The organism is Streptomyces sp. NPDC059874 (genome assembly GCF_042731135.1).
Lineage (GTDB): Bacteria > Actinomycetota > Actinomycetes > Streptomycetales > Streptomycetaceae > Streptomyces.
On record NZ_JBHWJY010000019.1, the window covers coordinates 27,753 to 44,252 of the forward strand.

The 16,500-nt window shown below is 70.9% G+C and carries 14 protein-coding genes; 7 read left to right on the forward strand and 7 right to left on the reverse strand.

What is annotated here, in order from left to right:
* Positions 1 to 26: 26 nt before the first annotated feature.
* The 4 genes from ACFV9H_RS13730 to ACFV9H_RS13745 all read right to left on the reverse strand — a co-directional run bounded on the left by ACFV9H_RS13730 (position 27) and on the right by ACFV9H_RS13745 (position 3,987).
* Complete coding sequence (locus tag ACFV9H_RS13730; protein ID WP_385397299.1) at positions 27 to 677, reverse strand: hypothetical protein; 651 nt, start codon at positions 675 to 677, stop codon at positions 27 to 29.
* Between the two features lie 34 nt (positions 678 to 711).
* Positions 712 to 1,527, reverse strand: a complete 816-nt coding sequence (locus ACFV9H_RS13735; RefSeq protein ID WP_385397422.1) for an ABC transporter permease — start codon at positions 1,525 to 1,527, stop codon at positions 712 to 714.
* Positions 1,528 to 1,610: 83 nt separating this feature from the next.
* Positions 1,611 to 2,648: an ABC transporter ATP-binding protein gene (locus ACFV9H_RS13740; protein WP_385397301.1), complete on the reverse strand. Its 1,038-nt coding sequence runs from the start codon at positions 2,646 to 2,648 to the stop codon at positions 1,611 to 1,613.
* Positions 2,649 to 2,676: 28 nt separating this feature from the next.
* Positions 2,677 to 3,987 carry an NYN domain-containing protein gene (locus ACFV9H_RS13745; RefSeq protein WP_385397302.1) on the reverse strand — a complete coding sequence of 437 codons (1,311 nt, stop codon included), beginning with the start codon at positions 3,985 to 3,987 and terminating at the stop codon, positions 2,677 to 2,679.
* 207 nt (positions 3,988 to 4,194) lie between these two features.
* Between ACFV9H_RS13745 and ACFV9H_RS13750 the strand changes: the two genes are divergently transcribed.
* Positions 4,195 to 4,359 carry a hypothetical protein gene (locus ACFV9H_RS13750; protein ID WP_385397304.1) on the forward strand — a complete coding sequence of 55 codons (165 nt, stop codon included), beginning with the start codon at positions 4,195 to 4,197 and terminating at the stop codon, positions 4,357 to 4,359.
* A gap of 82 nt (positions 4,360 to 4,441) precedes the next feature.
* Here the strand turns inward: ACFV9H_RS13750 and dnaE are convergent, their stop codons facing one another.
* The gene (gene dnaE / locus ACFV9H_RS13755; RefSeq protein ID WP_385397306.1) at positions 4,442 to 7,984 is read right to left on the reverse strand and encodes a DNA polymerase III subunit alpha; all 3,543 of its coding nucleotides are present in this window, start codon (positions 7,982 to 7,984) and stop codon (positions 4,442 to 4,444) included.
* 167 nt (positions 7,985 to 8,151) lie between these two features.
* On the opposite strand from dnaE, the gene ACFV9H_RS13760 reads away from it, so the two are divergent.
* The 5 genes from ACFV9H_RS13760 (at position 8,152) to ACFV9H_RS13780 (ending at position 14,091) form a co-directional block, all read left to right on the forward strand.
* Positions 8,152 to 9,477, forward strand: a complete 1,326-nt coding sequence (locus ACFV9H_RS13760; protein ID WP_385397308.1) for a DUF2252 domain-containing protein — start codon at positions 8,152 to 8,154, stop codon at positions 9,475 to 9,477.
* Positions 9,478 to 9,526: 49 nt separating this feature from the next.
* A complete protein-coding gene (locus tag ACFV9H_RS13765) occupies positions 9,527 to 10,219 on the forward strand; it encodes a hypothetical protein (protein WP_385397310.1) in 693 nt (230 codons plus the stop codon).
* Positions 10,220 to 10,298: 79 nt separating this feature from the next.
* Positions 10,299 to 11,093 carry a DsbA family protein gene (locus ACFV9H_RS13770; protein WP_385397312.1) on the forward strand — a complete coding sequence of 265 codons (795 nt, stop codon included), beginning with the start codon at positions 10,299 to 10,301 and terminating at the stop codon, positions 11,091 to 11,093.
* Between the two features lie 128 nt (positions 11,094 to 11,221).
* The gene (locus tag ACFV9H_RS13775) at positions 11,222 to 12,883 is read left to right on the forward strand and encodes an alkaline phosphatase D family protein (RefSeq protein ID WP_385397314.1); all 1,662 of its coding nucleotides are present in this window, start codon (positions 11,222 to 11,224) and stop codon (positions 12,881 to 12,883) included.
* Positions 12,884 to 13,143: 260 nt separating this feature from the next.
* Positions 13,144 to 14,091 carry a zinc metalloprotease gene (locus ACFV9H_RS13780; RefSeq protein ID WP_385397424.1) on the forward strand — a complete coding sequence of 316 codons (948 nt, stop codon included), beginning with the start codon at positions 13,144 to 13,146 and terminating at the stop codon, positions 14,089 to 14,091.
* A gap of 87 nt (positions 14,092 to 14,178) precedes the next feature.
* On the opposite strand, the gene ACFV9H_RS13785 is transcribed toward ACFV9H_RS13780, so the two are convergent.
* Positions 14,179 to 14,748, reverse strand: a complete 570-nt coding sequence (locus ACFV9H_RS13785) for a dienelactone hydrolase family protein (RefSeq protein WP_365175409.1) — start codon at positions 14,746 to 14,748, stop codon at positions 14,179 to 14,181.
* A gap of 64 nt (positions 14,749 to 14,812) precedes the next feature.
* On the opposite strand from ACFV9H_RS13785, the gene ACFV9H_RS13790 reads away from it, so the two are divergent.
* Entirely contained in the window at positions 14,813 to 15,859 is a 1,047-nt protein-coding gene (locus ACFV9H_RS13790) for a mechanosensitive ion channel domain-containing protein (protein ID WP_385397426.1), read from the forward strand.
* Positions 15,860 to 15,903: 44 nt separating this feature from the next.
* Here ACFV9H_RS13790 and ACFV9H_RS13795 read toward each other — a convergent pair whose 3' ends face one another.
* Positions 15,904 to 16,491 carry a TetR/AcrR family transcriptional regulator gene (locus ACFV9H_RS13795; RefSeq protein WP_385397316.1) on the reverse strand — a complete coding sequence of 196 codons (588 nt, stop codon included), beginning with the start codon at positions 16,489 to 16,491 and terminating at the stop codon, positions 15,904 to 15,906.
* Between the last annotated feature and the right edge of the window lie 9 nt (positions 16,492 to 16,500).

The window sequence follows — 16,500 nt, forward strand, 5'->3', positions numbered from 1 at the left end:
GGGCGGGGCCCCAGGGCACGGCCGGGTCAGGGGCGCGGGGGCTCCGGGGCGGCGGAGGGGTCCGCGTGGACGTGGGGTGGGGGGTAGACGGACCAGGCGGGGGCCGGGGCCGGGTCCCGGGGGGTCCACAGGGCCGTGAGGCCCAAGTGGACCAGGACCGCGGCCATCGGCCACACCAGCAGCACCCCGTACGCCAGCAACTGCAGCGGCGCGTCGAACGGCACGCCCTTCCCCGCCCGCGCGGCCGCCTCGGCCAGGTTCGACGACGGGCCGAGCGTCAGCCCCAGCCGCCACCCCACCAGCCCGGCGAAGACGGACCCCACCGCGAGCCCGATGACCACCGGCACTCCGCCCGCCCGCCGCCACAGGAACGTGCCGACCGCGCTCAGCACGCCCAGGCCCACCGCCAGGAGGAAGAACGTCCCGTCGGACCCGATCCGCGCCTCGCCCTCGGTGTTGCGCAGGAACACGGCCTCCCCGTTGGAGACGTACTGCACACGCGGCGCCAGCCACGCCCACAGCACGCCGAGGAGCAGACCGGCCAGCCCGACCGCGAGGGCGACGGCGGCCCCGTCGCGGACGTCGGCCGGGGTGATGCCCTCGGCGGCGGCGCCCGGCTTCTCGGGCGGGAGCGACGGCGGGTCGAATGGAGACGGAGGGGTCACGGCTTCGGTCACCCCCACATCGTGCCAGGTGCGCGCCACCGAGGCGTCAGCGGACCGCCGCCCGCCGGTACGCCCAGGTGGCGACGGCCAGCGACAGCACGCCCACGGCCCCGCACACCCCGAGGTCGAAGGCGACGGCTGCCCAGTCCGGCTCGGGCGCGAAGGTACGTACGAACGCCTCCACCCCGTACGTGGACGGCAGCAGGGCCCGCGCCCACACGATCACGTCCGGCATCCGCTCGGGCGGCAGCACCCCCAGCAGCAGCGCCGCCGACATGCCGAGCTGCCCGGCCAGCGTGGCCAGTTCCTGCCGCGGCGCGAGCAGCCCCAGCGCCGCGCCGAGCCCGGCGAGCGCGGCCCCGGCGAGCGGTACGACCGCGGCGAGGATCCACAGCCCGCCCATCGGCAGGTCGAACAGCACGCACCCGAAGACCGCCGTCACCAGCGTCCCCGGCAGCGTGAAGGAGGCGTACGCGGCGGCCGCGCCCAGCACCACCGACGCGGGCGGCACCGGCAGGGTGGCGTAGTGGTCGAGCCCGCCGCCCGCGCGCAGCTGCCCGAAGTACTGCGCGAGCAGGTTCAGCGCGACGAAGGCGACGACGAGCACGGAGGAGCCGGCCACGACGGCCCGGGCCTCCGAGCCGCCGTCCACCACCCCGCGCATCAGGATCATGATCCCGACGGACTGGAAGGTGGCCACGAAGAGCAGCGGGATCCGCGCCACCCGGGCCCGGGAGAGCTGCGCCCGGTACACGGCGGCCAGCGCGGGCAGGAGTTTGGCCTTGGGGGCCAGCGGGCCGACTGCATGCTGTCGGACGGCGTCCGGCGACGCAGCGTCCTGCCCGGCGTCGGCGTGCGGCACGGCGGCGTGCGGCGCTGCGGCCTGCGGCGCTGTGGCCTGCGGCGTGCCCGCGATCGGCGCGACAGCGCCTGCCTGACGGTCGCTCACAGCTTCACCAGCCCCTTCGTCTTCCCGCCGAGTGCGAGGTACACGTCCTCCAGGCTCGGCGTGGCCAGCGTGAAGTCGTCCAGCGCCGCGAAGGCCGGCCCGCCGGTCACCGAGGCGACCGCCGCCCGGGCTTCGTCCGGCCCGAGCCGCAGTACCCAGCGCCGCCCGGACTCGACCGCGCGTTCCCGCAACGCCGCGACCTCGGGAACGCCCAGCGGAGCGGCGTCGCGCCACACGAGTTCCAGGCGGACCTCGCCCGAGACGGTGGCCTTCAGTCCGGCCGGGGAGTCGCAGGCGATGACCTTGCCCTGGTCGATGACGGCGACCCGGTCGAGGACGGTCTCGGCCTCGATGACGTTGTGGGTGACCAGCAGGACCGTCGCGCCGTGCTGCGCGCGCCGCCGGTCGACGGCCGTCCAAACGGCCCGGCGGGCCACGGGGTCCATGCCGGTGGTGGGTTCGTCGAGGACGAGCACCGGCCGCTCCCCCACCAGTGCGGCGGCGAAGCAGGCGAGGCGGCGCTGCCCGCCGGAAAGTTTCTTCAGGGGCCGGCCGGCGATCTCGGTCAGCCCGAGTTCCTCCAGTACCTCGTCCCGCGCGGCCCGTGCCGCCCGTGCGGGGAGTCCGCGCAGCCGCCCGGTGGTCTCGGCGGCCAGGGCCACCGTGAGCTCGTCGAGGGCGGTGGATTCCTGGCCCAGGTAGGCGAGCAGTCGGGCCGCCCGCTCGGGGTGGCGTACGAGGTCGTGGCCCAGCAGGGTGACGGTGCCCGAGTCGGGGCGCATCAGGCCGGTGAGCTGGCGGACCAGGGTGGATTTGCCGGCGCCGTTGGGGCCGAGCAGGCCGAAGATCTCGCCGCGCCGTACGTCCAGGGAGATGCCGTCGTTGGCGCGCGTCTCGGGCAGGGCGGGGGCCCCGCGCCGGCCGCGGACCGCGGGATACGTCTTGACCAGGTCACGCACCGCGCAAACGACGCCGGGGGGCCCTCCCGCGGCTGCCGCCGTACTGCTCTGCTCTTGTGCCGTGCCCGTACTCACGAGGGAGCAGCCTACGCGGCTTCTGCCTCTACTCGGCCGCCGGGGTCGCCGCGCCCGCCGGTCCCAGGGAGACGCCCGGGGGGCCCGCCGAGGGTACGGCGGCCACGTGTTCGGCGGCCGCGCGGACGTCGATCTCCCGCCAGAAGCCGGCCCGGATGGCGTAGCGGTCGTGCTCGTCGATCTGGTCGTCCTTGTGCGCGAGCAGGCCGAACCGGGCGGCGTAGCGCAGCAGCTCGCCGTCGATCCGGTGCGGGATGCGCGGGTACATCGTGGCGAGCTTCTGCAGGTGCACGGGTTCCGGGAGCCGTTCCATCCAGCGCCGGGCGAACACCTGTCCCACCTCGAAGGGGTCGCCGCCGACGGTGGTGATGTCCTCCTCGCGGTCCGCCCAGCGCTGTTCGGCGCTGGTGAGCTGGGCGAGGGTGGGCAGCGAGGCGGTCTCGGCGGGCTCGCCGAGCGGTCCGGCCCGGTCGATCCAGCCCTTGTCGGAGGACCAGCGCAGGGCGCTGCCGGCCGGGCCTGCGCCGGGGTGCCCGGCCGTGGCCGGCGGTCCGGCCTGCTGGCCGGGGGCCCGCAGTGCGCCGGCGAGGTCCTTGGGCGTGGGTACGGTCTTGCTCCCGCCGGTGGCCGGCGCCGGTACGGGAACCCCTTCGACTTCGGGGTCACCGGCGGGTGAGCCGTTGCGGGCTGCTTCGGCGAGGGCGGCCTCGGGCAGCGGGGCGGAGAGGATCGCGGCGATGTCGGGTCGCGGCGCGGGCGGCGGGGAGCAGAGTCCGGTGAGGTCCTTGGCGCGGACGGCCCGGGTGATCCAGGCGCGGTCGAGGACGCGGCGTTCGTCGGCCTCGGCGACGAGGTCCTCGGACTGGTTGTAGTCCCCGTCGGCGGCCTGTACGGCCCACAGGTGGACGGCGACCCCGTGTTCCTTCGCGGACATCAGGCCGGGCAGCAGGTCTCCGTCGCCGGTGACCAGGACCACGTCGGAGCAGGCCCGGTTGCGGGCGAGCTCGGTGAGCTCGGCGTGCATGGCGGCGTCGACGCCCTTCTGCGCCCAGCGGCCGTCGCTCCGGGTCAGGGCGCCCAGCCGGACGGTGACGCGGGGCATGACGCGCAGCCGCCGGTGCTCGGGCTGCGGCACCCGGTCGGGTGCGCCGTCGAACCAGTAGATGCGCAGCAGGGGCTGTTCGGTGTCGGCTTCGGCCCGTTCGCGCAGTCCCTGGATGAGGGCGGCGTGGTCGACGGTGATGCGGGAGCGTGAGGGCTCCCCTGCGAGAAGGCTCGCGGCGGCGCCCAGCAGATAGCCGGCGTCCACCAGGACGACGCAGCGGTCCACGCGTTCCACCTCTTCCCTGGGGATCCTCAGTGTTCTTCGGCGGGTCCCCCGAGTCTGCCCGACCGCAAGGGTGTTGACGGCCGGAACTCGATCATCGGCGTGGCGGATCTTTTGGTTCTACCGGCTACGCGCAGTAATGATCCAAAATGCGCGCTTTCTGGCGCTGTGTGAGTGTGAAGGCGGTCCTGGCCCCTAGACCCTCACGGAGGCTCCCCCATGGCCAAGAACAAGCAGCAGAAGCAGCCCAAGCAGCAGCAGTCCCGCCAGTCGCAGGATCCGTCGCGGAGCTCGACGGATTCGTCGACCGAGTCGATGAATCCGTCGCCGAGTCCGATGGATCTGGCGCACAAGAGCAAGCAGAAGAAGTTCGGCCACAACTGACGCGCCGGATTGTGACGGAAGGGCCTGCCCGGGCATCGCCGGGCAGGCCCTCACGTGTGTGCGTCGACGGTGGCGAACGGCGCTATCCGGCCAGGCAGGACGGACCGAGCAGCACCTTGAGGTCGCCGAAGAGGGCCGGATCGGGCTGGACGCGGTGCTTGTCGAGGCGCAGCACGGTGGTGGTGCGCGGCCCCTGGAGCTTGATCCGTACCTCGGTGTTGCCCTTGTGGTGGCGGAGGATCTCCCCCAGACGGGTCACCATCGGTGGGGTGACCTTGACGGTCGGGATGGTGAGGACGACGGGTGCGTTGGTGCCGGCCGAGGAGAGGTCGGGGACCATCATCTCCATGGCGACGAGGCGGGGGACGTCCTCGCGCTTGTCGAGGCGGCCCTTGACGAAGACGACGGTGTCCTCGACCAGCTGGGTGGAGACGAGCTGGTAGGTCGCGGGGAAGAACATGCACTCGATGGAGCCGGCCAGGTCCTCGACGGTGGCGATGGCCCAGGCGTTGCCCTGCTTGGTCATCTTGCGCTGGAGGCCGGAGATGATGCCGCCGATGGTGACGACCGCGCCGTCGGAGTGCTCGCCGCCGGTGAGCTGGGAGATTCCGGCGTCCGTCTTGTCGGAGAGCACGTGCTCCAGGCCGAAGAGCGGGTGGTCGGAGACGTAGAGGCCGAGCATCTCGCGTTCCTGGGCGAGCAGGTAGGACTTCTCCCACTCGACGTCGGAGAACTCCACGTCGAGGCCGAAGCCGGGCTCGTCGCTCGCGCCCTCGTCACCCATTCCGCCGAAGAGGTCGAACTGTCCCTCGGCCTCCTTGCGCTTGACGGCGACCACGTTGTCGATCATCGATTCGTGGTGGGCGACCAGGCCCTTGCGGGTGTGACCCATCTCGTCGTAGGCGCCGGCCTTGATCAGCGATTCGACGGTCCGCTTGTTGCAGACGACGGCCTCGACCTTGTCCAGGAAGTCGGGGAAGGAGGAGTACTTCCCCTTGGCCTTCCTGGTCTTGATGATCGACTCGACGACGTTCTGGCCGACGTTGCGGACGGCGGTGAGGCCGAAGAGGATCACGTCGTCGCCCTGGGCGGCGAAGTTCGGCTCCGACTCGTTCACGTTCGGCGGGAGCACCTTGATGCCCATGCGGCGGCACTCGTTCAGGTAGATCGCGGACTTGTCCTTGTCGTCCTTGACCGAGGTGAGCAGGCCGGCCATGTACTCGGCCGGGAAGTTCGCCTTGAGGTAGGCGGTCCAGTAGGAGACCAGCCCGTACGCGGCCGAGTGGGCCTTGTTGAACGCGTAGCCGGCGAAGGGGACCAGGACGTCCCACAGGGCCTGGATGGCCTTGTCGCTGTAGCCGTTCTTCCGGGCGCCCTCCTGGAAGATGGTGAAGTTCTTCGCCAGCTCCTCGGGCTTCTTCTTGCCCATCACGCGGCGCAGGATGTCGGCCTCGCCGAGCGAGTACCCGGCGATGATCTGGGCGGCCTTCTGCACCTGCTCCTGGTAGACGATCAGGCCGTAGGTGACCGCGAGCACCTCTTCGAGGGGCTTCTCCAGGTCCGGGTGGATCGGGGTGATCTCCTGCTGCTTGTTCTTGCGCAGGGCGTAGTTCGTGTGCGAGTTCATGCCCATCGGGCCCGGCCGGTACAGGGCCGAGACGGCGGAGATGTCCTCGAAGTTGTCGGGCTTCATCAGGCGCAGCAGGGAGCGCATGGGCCCGCCGTCGAACTGGAAGACGCCGAGGGTGTCACCGCGGCCGAGCAGTTCGAAGGTCTTGGGGTCGTCGAGCGGGAGGGCCAGGAGATCGATGTCGATCCCCTTGTTGGCCTTCACCATCTTGACGGCGTCGTCCATGATCGTGAGGTTGCGCAGGCCGAGGAAGTCCATCTTCAGCAGGCCGAGCGACTCGCAGCTCGGGTAGTCCCACTGGGTGATGGTGACGCCGTCGGTGTGCCGCACCCAGACGGGCACGTGGTCGGTGATCGTCTCGCTGGACATGATCACGCCGGCGGCGTGCACGCCCATCTGGCGGACCAGGCCCTCGACGCCGCGGGCGGTGTCGATGACCTTCTTCACGTCCGGTTCGTTCTCGTACATCCCGCGGATCTCGCCGGCCTCGCCGTAGCGGGGGTGCGAGGGGTCGAGGATGCCGGAGAGCGGGATGCCCTTGCCGAGGACGTCGGCGGGCATGGCCTTGGTGAGCCGGTCGCCCATGGCGTACGGGTAGCCCAGGACGCGCGCGGAGTCCTTGATCGCGTTCTTGGCCTTGATGGTGCCGTACGTACCGATCATGGCGACCTTGTCGGCGCCGTACTTCTCGGTCACGTACCTGATCACCTCGACGCGCCGACGCTCGTCGAAGTCGATGTCGACGTCGGGCATGGAGACGCGCTCGGGGTTGAGGAAGCGCTCGAAGATCAGGCCGTGGGTGAGCGGGTCGAGGTCGGTGATGCCCATGGCGTACGCGACGATCGAGCCGGCCGCGGAGCCTCGGCCGGGGCCTACGGCGATGCCCTGGTTCTTGGCCCACATGATGAAGTCGGCGACCACGAGGAAGTAGCCGGGGAAGCCCATCGAGATGATCGTGTCCATCTCGTACTCGGCCTGCTTCATCCGGTCGTCCGGGATGCCCCCGGGGTAGCGGCGGTGCATGCCGCGCATGGTTTCCTCGCGGAACCAGGTGACCTCGGTGTAGCCGTCCGGGATGTCGAACTTCGGCATCAGGTTCCGGAACTTGAACATGCCCTCGGTGTCGATCTGGTCCGCGACCAGCTTCGTGTTGGCACAGCCCTCCTGCCAGGCGTCCGAGGAGTCGATGGCGTACATCTCGTCCGTGGACTTCAGGTAGTAGCCGGAGCCGTCGAAGCGGAAGCGGTCCGGGTCCGAGAGGTTCTTGCCGGTCTGGATGCAGAGCAGGGCGTCGTGGGCGCCGGCCTCGCTCGCGTAGGTGTAGTGCGAGTCGTTCGTCACCAGCGGCGGGATGCCGAGCTTCTTGCCGATCTCCAGCAGCCCGTCGCGGACCCGGCGCTCGATCTCGATGCCGTGGTCCATCAGTTCCAGGAAGTAGCGGTCCTTGCCGAAGATGTCCTGGTACTCGGAGGCCGACTTCAGGGCCTCGTCGAACTGGCCCAGGCGCAGTCGGGTCTGGAGCTCGCCGGAGGGGCACCCGGTGGAGGCGATCAGGCCCTCCGACCACTTGGAGATGGTCTCCTTGTCCATGCGCGGCCACTTGGTGAGCCAGCCCTCGGCGTACGCGTCGGAGGACAGCCGGAAGAGGTTGTGCAGGCCGGTGGCGTTCGCCGCCCAGATCGTCTTGTGGGTGTAACCACCGGAACCGGAGACGTCGTCGCGCTTCTGGTGGGGCTGGCCCCACTGGATGCGCCGCTTGTTGCGCCGGGACTCGGGGGCGACGTACGCCTCGATGCCGATGATCGGCGTGATGCCGGACTTCTGGGCGGTGTGGAAGAAGTCGTAGGCCCCGTGCAGGTTGCCGTGGTCGGACATGGCGATGTGCGTCATGCCCATCTCGTTGCACGCGTTGAACATGTCCTTCAGCCGCGCGGCACCGTCCAGCAGCGAGTACTGGGTGTGGACGTGCAGGTGCGTGAACGGCGTCTTGGTCACGGTGGGGGCCTCCGAGGGGAGAGAGGGGCGGCAGCTACGAATCCTACGTCTCCCGGGTGACAGAAACGGGGCACCGACGGGTACGGTCATGCGTTGCAGAACCATGGACGACTGTCCGAAAAGCGATCCATCCCAGATCGGCCCCGCACCACCAGGAGGCATCCGCCATGGCGGTTCCCGAGACGACCGACGAGCACCGCGCCGAGCAGATACTCGACGTGTTCGACACCGCGTTCGGTGAGCTGCTCGCCGCCGACCCCGCCGCCTTCCAGGTCAAGTTCCGGAAGATGGCGGCCTCGGCCTTCGCCTTCTACCGGGGCACGGCCTGCCTCTTCTACGCGGACCTGGAGCGCGAGCGGCACGGCGGCCCGTACCTGGACGAGCGGACCGGCCGGGTGTGGATCCACGGGGATCTCCACGCGGAGAACTTCGGCACGTACATGGACTCCAACGGCCGGCTGATCTTCAACGTCAACGACTTCGACGAGGCGTACGTCGGCCCGTTCACCTGGGACCTGAAGCGCTTCGCCGCCTCCGTCGCCCTGATCGGCTACACGAAGGCGCTCAGCGACGACCAGATCAGCGAGCTGGTACGGGTCTACGCGGGCGCCTACCGCGAGCGGATCCACGCCCTGGCCACCGGCGCCAAGAACGACGAGATCCCCTCCTTCACCCTGGAGACCGCCGAGGGCCCGCTGCTGGGCGCCCTGCGCGCGGCCCGCTCCCGCACCCGTTTCTCGCTCCTGGACTCGATGACGGAGATCCGTGACTTCGAGCGCCGCTTCGCGCCCGGCGCCGGCACCATCGAGCTGGACGCGGCCACCCGCTACAAGGTGCTGGCCGCCTTCGACGGCTACCTGGAGACCCTCCCCGACGAGTCCCTCGTACGGCCCGACTCCTACCGGGTCAAGGACGTCGTGGGCCGCCGGGGCGTCGGCATAGGCTCCGCGGGCCTGCCCTCCTACAACATCCTGCTGGAGGGCCACAGCGACGCCCTGGAGAACGACGTCGTGATCTACCTCAAGCAGGCGCAGACCCCGGCTGTCTCCCGGCACATCACCGACCGGGCGGTGCGGGAGTACTTCCACCACGAGGGCCACCGCACGGTGATCTCCCAGCGCGCCCTCCAGGCCCACGCCGACCCGTGGCTCGGCTGGACCGAGCTGGACGGCTCCGGTCAGCTGGTGGCGGAGGTCTCCCCGTACGCGGTGGACCTGGACTGGTCGGACCTGGACGACCCGGAGGAGATCGCCGCGGTCGTCGCGGACCTGGGACGGGCGACGGCGACCATGCACGGGGCGGCGGACGCGGACGAGAGCGGCCAGACGCTGGTCCCCTTCTCCACCGAGCGGGCCATCGACGCGGCGATCGCGGCCGACGAGGCGGGCTTCGCGGAGCTGCTCGTGGACTTCGCGCACGCCTACGGGGCCCGGGCCCGCGCCGACCACCAGATCTTCGTGGACCTCTTCCGCAACGGCCGCATCACGCCGTAGTCGGGACCAGGAGCCTCTTTTCACAGGGTCACGTGGCAAACTCGCGGCGATGGACATATCAGGGGTGAGACTTCGAGGGCTGCGGGCCGCGCTGTTCAGCGCGCTCGTCGTGCTGCTCTCGGCCGGCTCGCACGTCCTGATGTCCCGGGTTCCGCTGCCGCCCGTCATGGTCGGCGGGGCCTTCGCCGCCGTGTTCGCGATCGCCTACGCGCTGGCGGGCCGCGAGCGTGGCTTCGGCCCCATCGCCGGGCTGCTCGTGCCGCTGGAGCTGGCCGCCGACACCGTCTTCACCGCCGGGCAGCACGTCTGTTACGGCCCCGCGGGCGGCCCGGTCGCGGGCCCGCTGCGCGCCCTGGGCCTGGACGAGCTGTGCGGCGGCACCCCGGTCGGCGGGCCGCTGGCCGAGATGACCGGGCCCGCGTCCGATCCGGCCGCGCTGCTCGCCTCCCCCGGCCCCTGGGCTCCCTGGCTGCTGCTCGGCGCCCACGTCTCGATCGGGCTGGTGGCCGCCGCGTGGCTGCGCCACGGGGAGCGGGCACTGGGCCGGATGCTTCGGGCGGTGGCCGCCTTCGCGTTCCGGCCGCTGCTGCTGGCCGCGGCCGGCCCGGCGACCGCCACCGGGCGGCCGACGCCGCGGGTGGCGCGTCCGGCGCTGCCGCGCGCGGGGGCCCGTACGCGGTTCCCCGCGCACTCCGTGGGACGGCGGGGACCTCCCGTGCTCGGCGCGTTCGCGCGCGCCTGACGCACGTACCGGGGGCACCTCCCAGCGGTAGCCGGGGGACAGTCCACCCCTTCCCAAGTCACACCCCACGGAGATCACGATGAGTGCACGCAACAGCCAGGCGAACAAGGCGGCGGCCCGCGAGCGGCTGCGCATCGAGCGCGAGAAGCAGGCCAAGAAGGACAAGGCGCGCCGCCAGGTGATCGTGGCCGGTGGCGTCCTAGCCCTCCTCGGCCTGGCCGGAGGCATCGGCTACCTGGTCATGAAGGCGAACGAGCCCACCTACTGGGACAAGGCCGCCAAGGCCGCGCTGGTCAAGCCGAAGAACACCGAGGGCGAGAACGGCACCACGGTCGTCGTCGGCAAGGCCGACGCGAAGAAGACCCTTGAGCTCTACGAGGACTCCCGCTGCCCGGCCTGCGCCGGCTTCGAGCAGGCGGTCGGCGAGCAGGTCAAGAAGGACGTCGACGCCGGCAAGTACAAGCTCCAGTACTTCGGTGCCACCTTCATCGACAACGCCGCCAAGGGCGAGGGCTCGAAGAACGCGCTGAGCGCGCTGGGCGCGGCGCTGAACGTCAGCCCGGAGGCCTTCCTCGACTACAAGGCGGCCCTGTACTCCAAGGACCTGCACCCCGAGGAGACCGTCGACAGCTTCGCCAAGGACGACTACCTGCTGAAGGTCGCGGACACGGTCCCGGCGCTCAAGGACAACGCCGAGTTCAAGAAGGCCGTCGAGGACGGCACGTACGACCGGTGGGCGCTGGAGATGTCGAAGGCCTTCAACAAGTCCGGGGTGACGGGTACGCCGACCCTGAAGATGGACGGCAAGAAGATCGAGACCCCGGGGACCCCGGAGCAGTTCACGGCGGCGATCGACAAGGCCCTACAGGGCTGACCCTGGCCATTGCGGAGCCCATTTCCGGACAGGCCGGGCCAACGGGCGGGCGAACTCCCAGAGTTCGCCCGCCCGTTGCGTTTCCGCATCTGTTCCCGGGGCCATACCCGCCAGTAATATGATCATCCGTGACCAGTCATCTCTCCTCTTCCACCGCCGCGGCAACTCCCCGCCGCCGTACGGTCGTCCTCGCCGCCGCGGCCACGGCCGCGCTGGCCCCGCTGACCTCGCTGGGCGCGTCCGCCGCCCACGCCGCCGGGAGCGCGCCCGCCTTCCTGCACGGCGTCGCCTCCGGTGACCCGCTGCCCGACGGGGTCCTGCTGTGGACCCGCGTCACCCCGACCCCCGAGGCCGTGCCCGGCTCCGGGCTGGGCCCGGCCACCACGGTGAGCTGGGAGGTGGCCGGGGACAAGGCCTTCTCCCGGATCGTCGCCAGTGGCACCGTCTCCACGAGCGCCGCCACCGACCACACGGTCAAGGTGGACGTGCGCGGGCTGCAGCCGCAAACCCCGTACTGGTACCGGTTCACCGCCGGCGCCGGGGTCTCCCCGGTCGGGCGCACCCGGACCACGCCGGGCCACGACGTCACCACGTCCGGGGTCCGCTTCGGCGTGGTCTCCTGCGCCAACTGGGAGTCCGGCTACTTCTCCGCGTACCGCCACCTGGCCGCCCGCAGCGACCTGGACGCGATCCTGCACCTGGGCGACTACATCTACGAGTACCAGTCCGGGGGCTACCCGGAGGGGAAGTACGTCGTGCGCCCGCACGAGCCCAAACACGAGATCGTGACGCTCGCCGACTACCGCACCCGGCACGGCAACTACAAGACGGACGCCGACCTCCAGGCCCTGCACCACGCGCACCCGATCGTCGCCATCTGGGACGACCACGAGTTCGCCAACGACGCCTGGGCGGGCGGCGCCGAGAACCACACCCCGGGAGCCGAGGGCGAGTGGGCGGCCCGTGCGGCCGCCGCCAAGCAGGCCTACTTCGAGTGGATGCCGGTACGCGCCTCCATCGCGGGCACCGTCTACCGGCGACTGCGCTTCGGCACCCTCGCCGACCTGCACCTGCTCGACCTCCGCTCGTTCCGGTCACAGCAGGTCAAGGTCGGCAGCGGATCGGTGGACGACCCGGAGCGCACCCTCACCGGGCGCGCCCAGCTGGACTGGCTCAAGTCGGGTCTCGCGGGCTCGAACGCGACGTGGAAGCTGGTCGGCACCTCGGTGATGATCTCGCCGGTGGCCTTCGCCTCGCTGCCCGCGCACCTGCTCGGGCCCCTCGCGAAGCTGCTGGGCCTGCCCGAGGGCGGCATAGCGGTCAACGTGGACCAGTGGGACGGCTACACGGACGACCGCAAGGAACTGCTCGCCCACCTGAGGGACCGGAACATCAAGAACACGGTGTTCCTGACCGGCGACATCCACATGGCGTGGGCGAACGAGGTCCCGGTGAACATGGCCACGTACCCCGGTTCGGGCACGGCCGCGACCGAGTTCGTCGTCACCTCGGTGACCTCCGACAACATCGACGACATCCTGCACGTGCCGGCGGACACCGCCTCCCTGGTCGCGGAGTCGGCCGTCAAGGCCGCCAACTGGCACGTGAAGTGGCTGGACATGGACTCCCACGGCTACGGCGTGCTGGACGTGACGGCCGAGCGCTCGCAGATGGACTACTACGTGGTTTCGGACAAGCGGCGACAGGACGCGACGTCCGAATGGGCGCGTTCGTACCGGACCCCGAACGGGACCCAGAAGGTGGAGCGGGTGTGGCAGCCGGTCCGCTGACCCGGCCGACACCACAGACTTTCCGGACAAAATAACTGACTGACCGTCAATTTTACGCCGCAGAGGGGCGTCTGGTGCAGACCAGGCGCCCCTCTGTCATCAGAAGCAACAAATCTTTTACGTAAGAGTCTTGACCCCTACATGTCATAAACACATAAGCTTCCCGCCAACGTGAAGAGATCCTTCACGCCAAACCCCCCACGCGAGGAGCACACGTGCGCGCTGTCGCCCGCATATCCCCCCTTCTTCGCCGCCGCCTGATGGGCACGGCGGTGCTGGCCGGAACCTTGGCGTTCACCCCGCTCGCCGCCCCCACCACGCTGGCCGCCGCCAAGACCCCCGCCGAGGTGTGCGCCGAGGACACCGGGGCCGCCGCCAACGCCCGCGTCGCCCGGCCCAAGGAGCAGCACGCGGCCGAGCCCAACGAGGTCACGGACGAGCAGGCCAAGGCCATGGACGCCGACCTCAAGGCGAAGCTCGACAAGGCCCTCAAGAACCAGCCGCAGCGCGGCCTGGCCGCCGCCGAGGCCGTCGTGAGCGTCCCGGTGTACTTCCACGTGGTGCACTCCGGCACCACCGGAAAGCTGACGTCCACCCAGATCAACAACCAGCTGGCGGTCCTCAACGCCGCCTACGGCGGCCAGGGCACCGGCAACGTCAACACGAACTTCCAGTTCACCCTGGCGGGCACCGACTACACGGACAACGCCTCCTGGTACAACCTGACCTCCGGCTCCCAGGCCGAGAAGGACATGAAGAACACCCTGCGCCAGGGCGGCCCCGGCGCGCTGAACTTCTACACCGCCAACCTCGGCGGCGGCCTGCTCGGCTGGGCGACCTTCCCGACCTCTTACGCCTCCGCCCCCAAGATGGACGGCGTGGTCGTGCTCGACACCTCCCTGCCGGGCGGCTCCGCGGCCAACTACAACGAGGGTGACACCGCGACCCACGAGGTCGGCCACTGGATGGGTCTGTACCACACCTTCCAGGGCGGTTGTAACGGCAACGGCGACTACGTCTCCGACACCCCGGCCGAGAAGAGCGCCGCGTACCAGTGCCCGACCGGCCGTGACACCTGCGCCAGCAAGCCCGGCGTGGACCCGATCCACAACTTCATGGACTACACGTACGACGCCTGCATGTACCAGTTCACCGCCGGCCAGGTGGCCCGCATGAGCAGCAGCTGGACCGCCTACCGGGCGGGCTGAACCCCAGCCGCGTAAAGCCGTGTGAACGGCAGCGGGGCACGGACCGGAGCGATCCGGACCGTGCCCCGCACCGTTTTCTCCGGACCCCTACAGGGAATCCAGGAACGCCAGGGCGACCTTCCAGGTCTGCTCGGCGGCCTCGGCGTCGTAGTCGTCCAACTCCGGGTCGGTGAACAGGTGCCCGGCGCCCGGGTAGCTGTGGACCTCCACGTCGGCCCCGGCCCGCTGCATCCGCAGGTACCAGGCGGTCAGCCAGTCGTGCGGCTCGAAGGGGTCCGGGTCCGCGATGTGCAGCTGCACGGGCAGCTCGTCCACCGAGGCGTCCTCCTCCAGGTCCGCCGTCCCGTGCAGGAGCAGCAGCCCGCGCGCCTTCTCGTCGGCCATCGCCAAGTGCTGGGCGACGGAACCGCCGAAGGAGAAGCCCGCGTAGACCAGCCCCTGGTCGGAGTGGGGGGCGGAGGCCAGCACCGCGCGCTTGAGCAACTCGTCACGGCCGATCTCGTCCCGGTGGGCCATGCCCTCCTCGACGGTCTCGAAAGTGCGCCCCTCGAAGAGGTCCGGCACCTGGACCTGGTGCCCGGCCGCACGCAGCCGGTCGGCCGCCGCGTGCACCGCGGGCCGGAGCCCGTACGTCGAGTGGAAAAGCATGATGTTCATGCCTCCATCGTGCCAGGGCCCGGTCCCCTTCCCGTCCCGTCCCGCTACGTTCTTCCCCATGGAGATCGAGAACGTCCTGCGTCCCGTCACGGTCCTCGGCGGCTCTCTGGCGATCACCCTGATCGCGGGCTGGGCGGCGGACCTGCTGCTGCGCCGGGCCGACACCCGGCACCCCGAAACCCCGCTCTGGGGTCTGCTGCGTCACTGCCGCCTCCCCTTCCAGGTGGTGCTGTGCACCTCGTTGCTCAGAGGCTCGTACCGGCAGGCCGGAATCCTGCCCGACCACGCCTTCGCCGTGGGCCGCGCCCTCACTCTGATCCTGATCGCGTCGGTGGCCTGGCTCGCGGTCCGCATCGCGACGGCCGCCGTCGACTCGGTGTACGCGCGCTACGCCGCGGTGACCGAGGACGAGGCCCGGGTCCGCCGGGTCCGCACCCAGGTCACGCTGATCCACCGGGTGGTCAGCGCGGTGGTGATCGTGGTCGCCCTCGCGTCCATGCTGCTGACCTTCCCGCCGATGCGTGCGGTCGGCACCTCGATGCTGGCCTCGGCGGGCGTCCTCGGCATCGTGGCGGGCATCGCGGCCCAGGCCTCGCTGGGCAACCTCTTCGCCGGCCTCCAGATCGCCTTCGGCGACACCGTCCGCATCGGTGACACGGTCGTGGTCGACAAGGAGTGGGGCAAGGTCGAGGAGATCACCCTGACCTTCCTCACCGTCCGCACCTGGGACGAACGCCGCATCACGATGCCGGTCTCGTACTTCACGAGCAAGCCGTACGAGAACTGGTCCCGCGGCGGCGCGGAGATGACCGGGACGGTCCTCCTCCACCTGGACCACAGCGCGCCGGTGCCGCTGCTGCGGGACCACCTGGGGCAGCTCCTCTCCGAGGTCCCGGAGTGGGACGGCCGCGCCTGGGCCCTGGTGGTGACGGACACCTCCCCGTACGGCATCCAGGTCCGCGCGACGGCCACCGCGAAGGACGCCGACGACGTCTGGACGCTGCGCTGCACGATCCGCGAACGCCTGATCTCCTGGCTGGCCACCCACCACCCGTCCGCCCTCCCCCGCGTGGCGGCCACGGAAGCCGTCCAGAGGCCGCCGGGCCCCTGACGGGCGGAGCCCCAGCAGTGGCGCTCAGCCACCAGGTATGGGCGCTAGCCGACTTCGAGCAGCGCGGCCGCGCATTCCTCCGCCAGTTCCTCGGCGTACGGCGGCATCATGTCGCCGGCGCGCAGGTGCCGGCGGACCACGGTCAGCGGCAGGTCGACCAGCGCCAGGGTGACCCGATCGCGCTCCAGCGGCCCGGCCGCACCGAGGGCCGCGGCGAGCTCGCGCAGGGAGGCGAAGACGCGACGGTTGCCCACGTCCGCCCGGTCCCGGTGCTCCTCGGACCATGCGGACTGGCCGAACTCCTCGGCCCCGTAGAGGAGGAGCGAGGCCTCGTGCGGGTGGGCGCGGCTCCACGAGACCACGTGCCGGGCGGCCGCGCGGGCGGCCCGGCGCGGATCGGGATCGCTCCGGAGTGCCTCGAAGTAGCCCTCCTGGAACCGCTCGACGGTCCGCAGCCACACCTCGGCGAGCAGGTCCGGCCGTCCGGAGAAGCGGTGGTACACGGATCCGCTGGGCGCGCCGATCGCCTGGGCGACCGCCGACATGGTCACGCCGCCCGGTCCGGCGGCCGCGGCGAGCCGGACGGCGGCGTCGAGGATCTGGTCGCTGTCGAAGCGGGGTGGTCTGGCCATGAATCAGAG

What these genes read in the sequence shown, in the direction of transcription:
- ACFV9H_RS13750 (WP_385397304.1), top strand. Translation starts at nt 4,195, where the DNA reads ATGGCCAAGAACAAGCAGCAGAAGCAGCCCAAGCAGCAGCAGTCCCGC.
- ACFV9H_RS13760 (WP_385397308.1), top strand. Translation starts at nt 8,152, where the DNA reads ATGGCGGTTCCCGAGACGACCGACGAGCACCGCGCCGAGCAGATACTC.
- ACFV9H_RS13765 (WP_385397310.1), top strand. Translation starts at nt 9,527, where the DNA reads ATGGACATATCAGGGGTGAGACTTCGAGGGCTGCGGGCCGCGCTGTTC.
- ACFV9H_RS13770 (WP_385397312.1), top strand. Translation starts at nt 10,299, where the DNA reads ATGAGTGCACGCAACAGCCAGGCGAACAAGGCGGCGGCCCGCGAGCGG.
- ACFV9H_RS13780 (WP_385397424.1), top strand. Translation starts at nt 13,144, where the DNA reads ATGGGCACGGCGGTGCTGGCCGGAACCTTGGCGTTCACCCCGCTCGCC.
- ACFV9H_RS13785 (WP_365175409.1), bottom strand. Translation starts at nt 14,748, where the DNA reads ATGAACATCATGCTTTTCCACTCGACGTACGGGCTCCGGCCCGCGGTG.
- ACFV9H_RS13795 (WP_385397316.1), bottom strand. Translation starts at nt 16,491, where the DNA reads ATGGCCAGACCACCCCGCTTCGACAGCGACCAGATCCTCGACGCCGCC.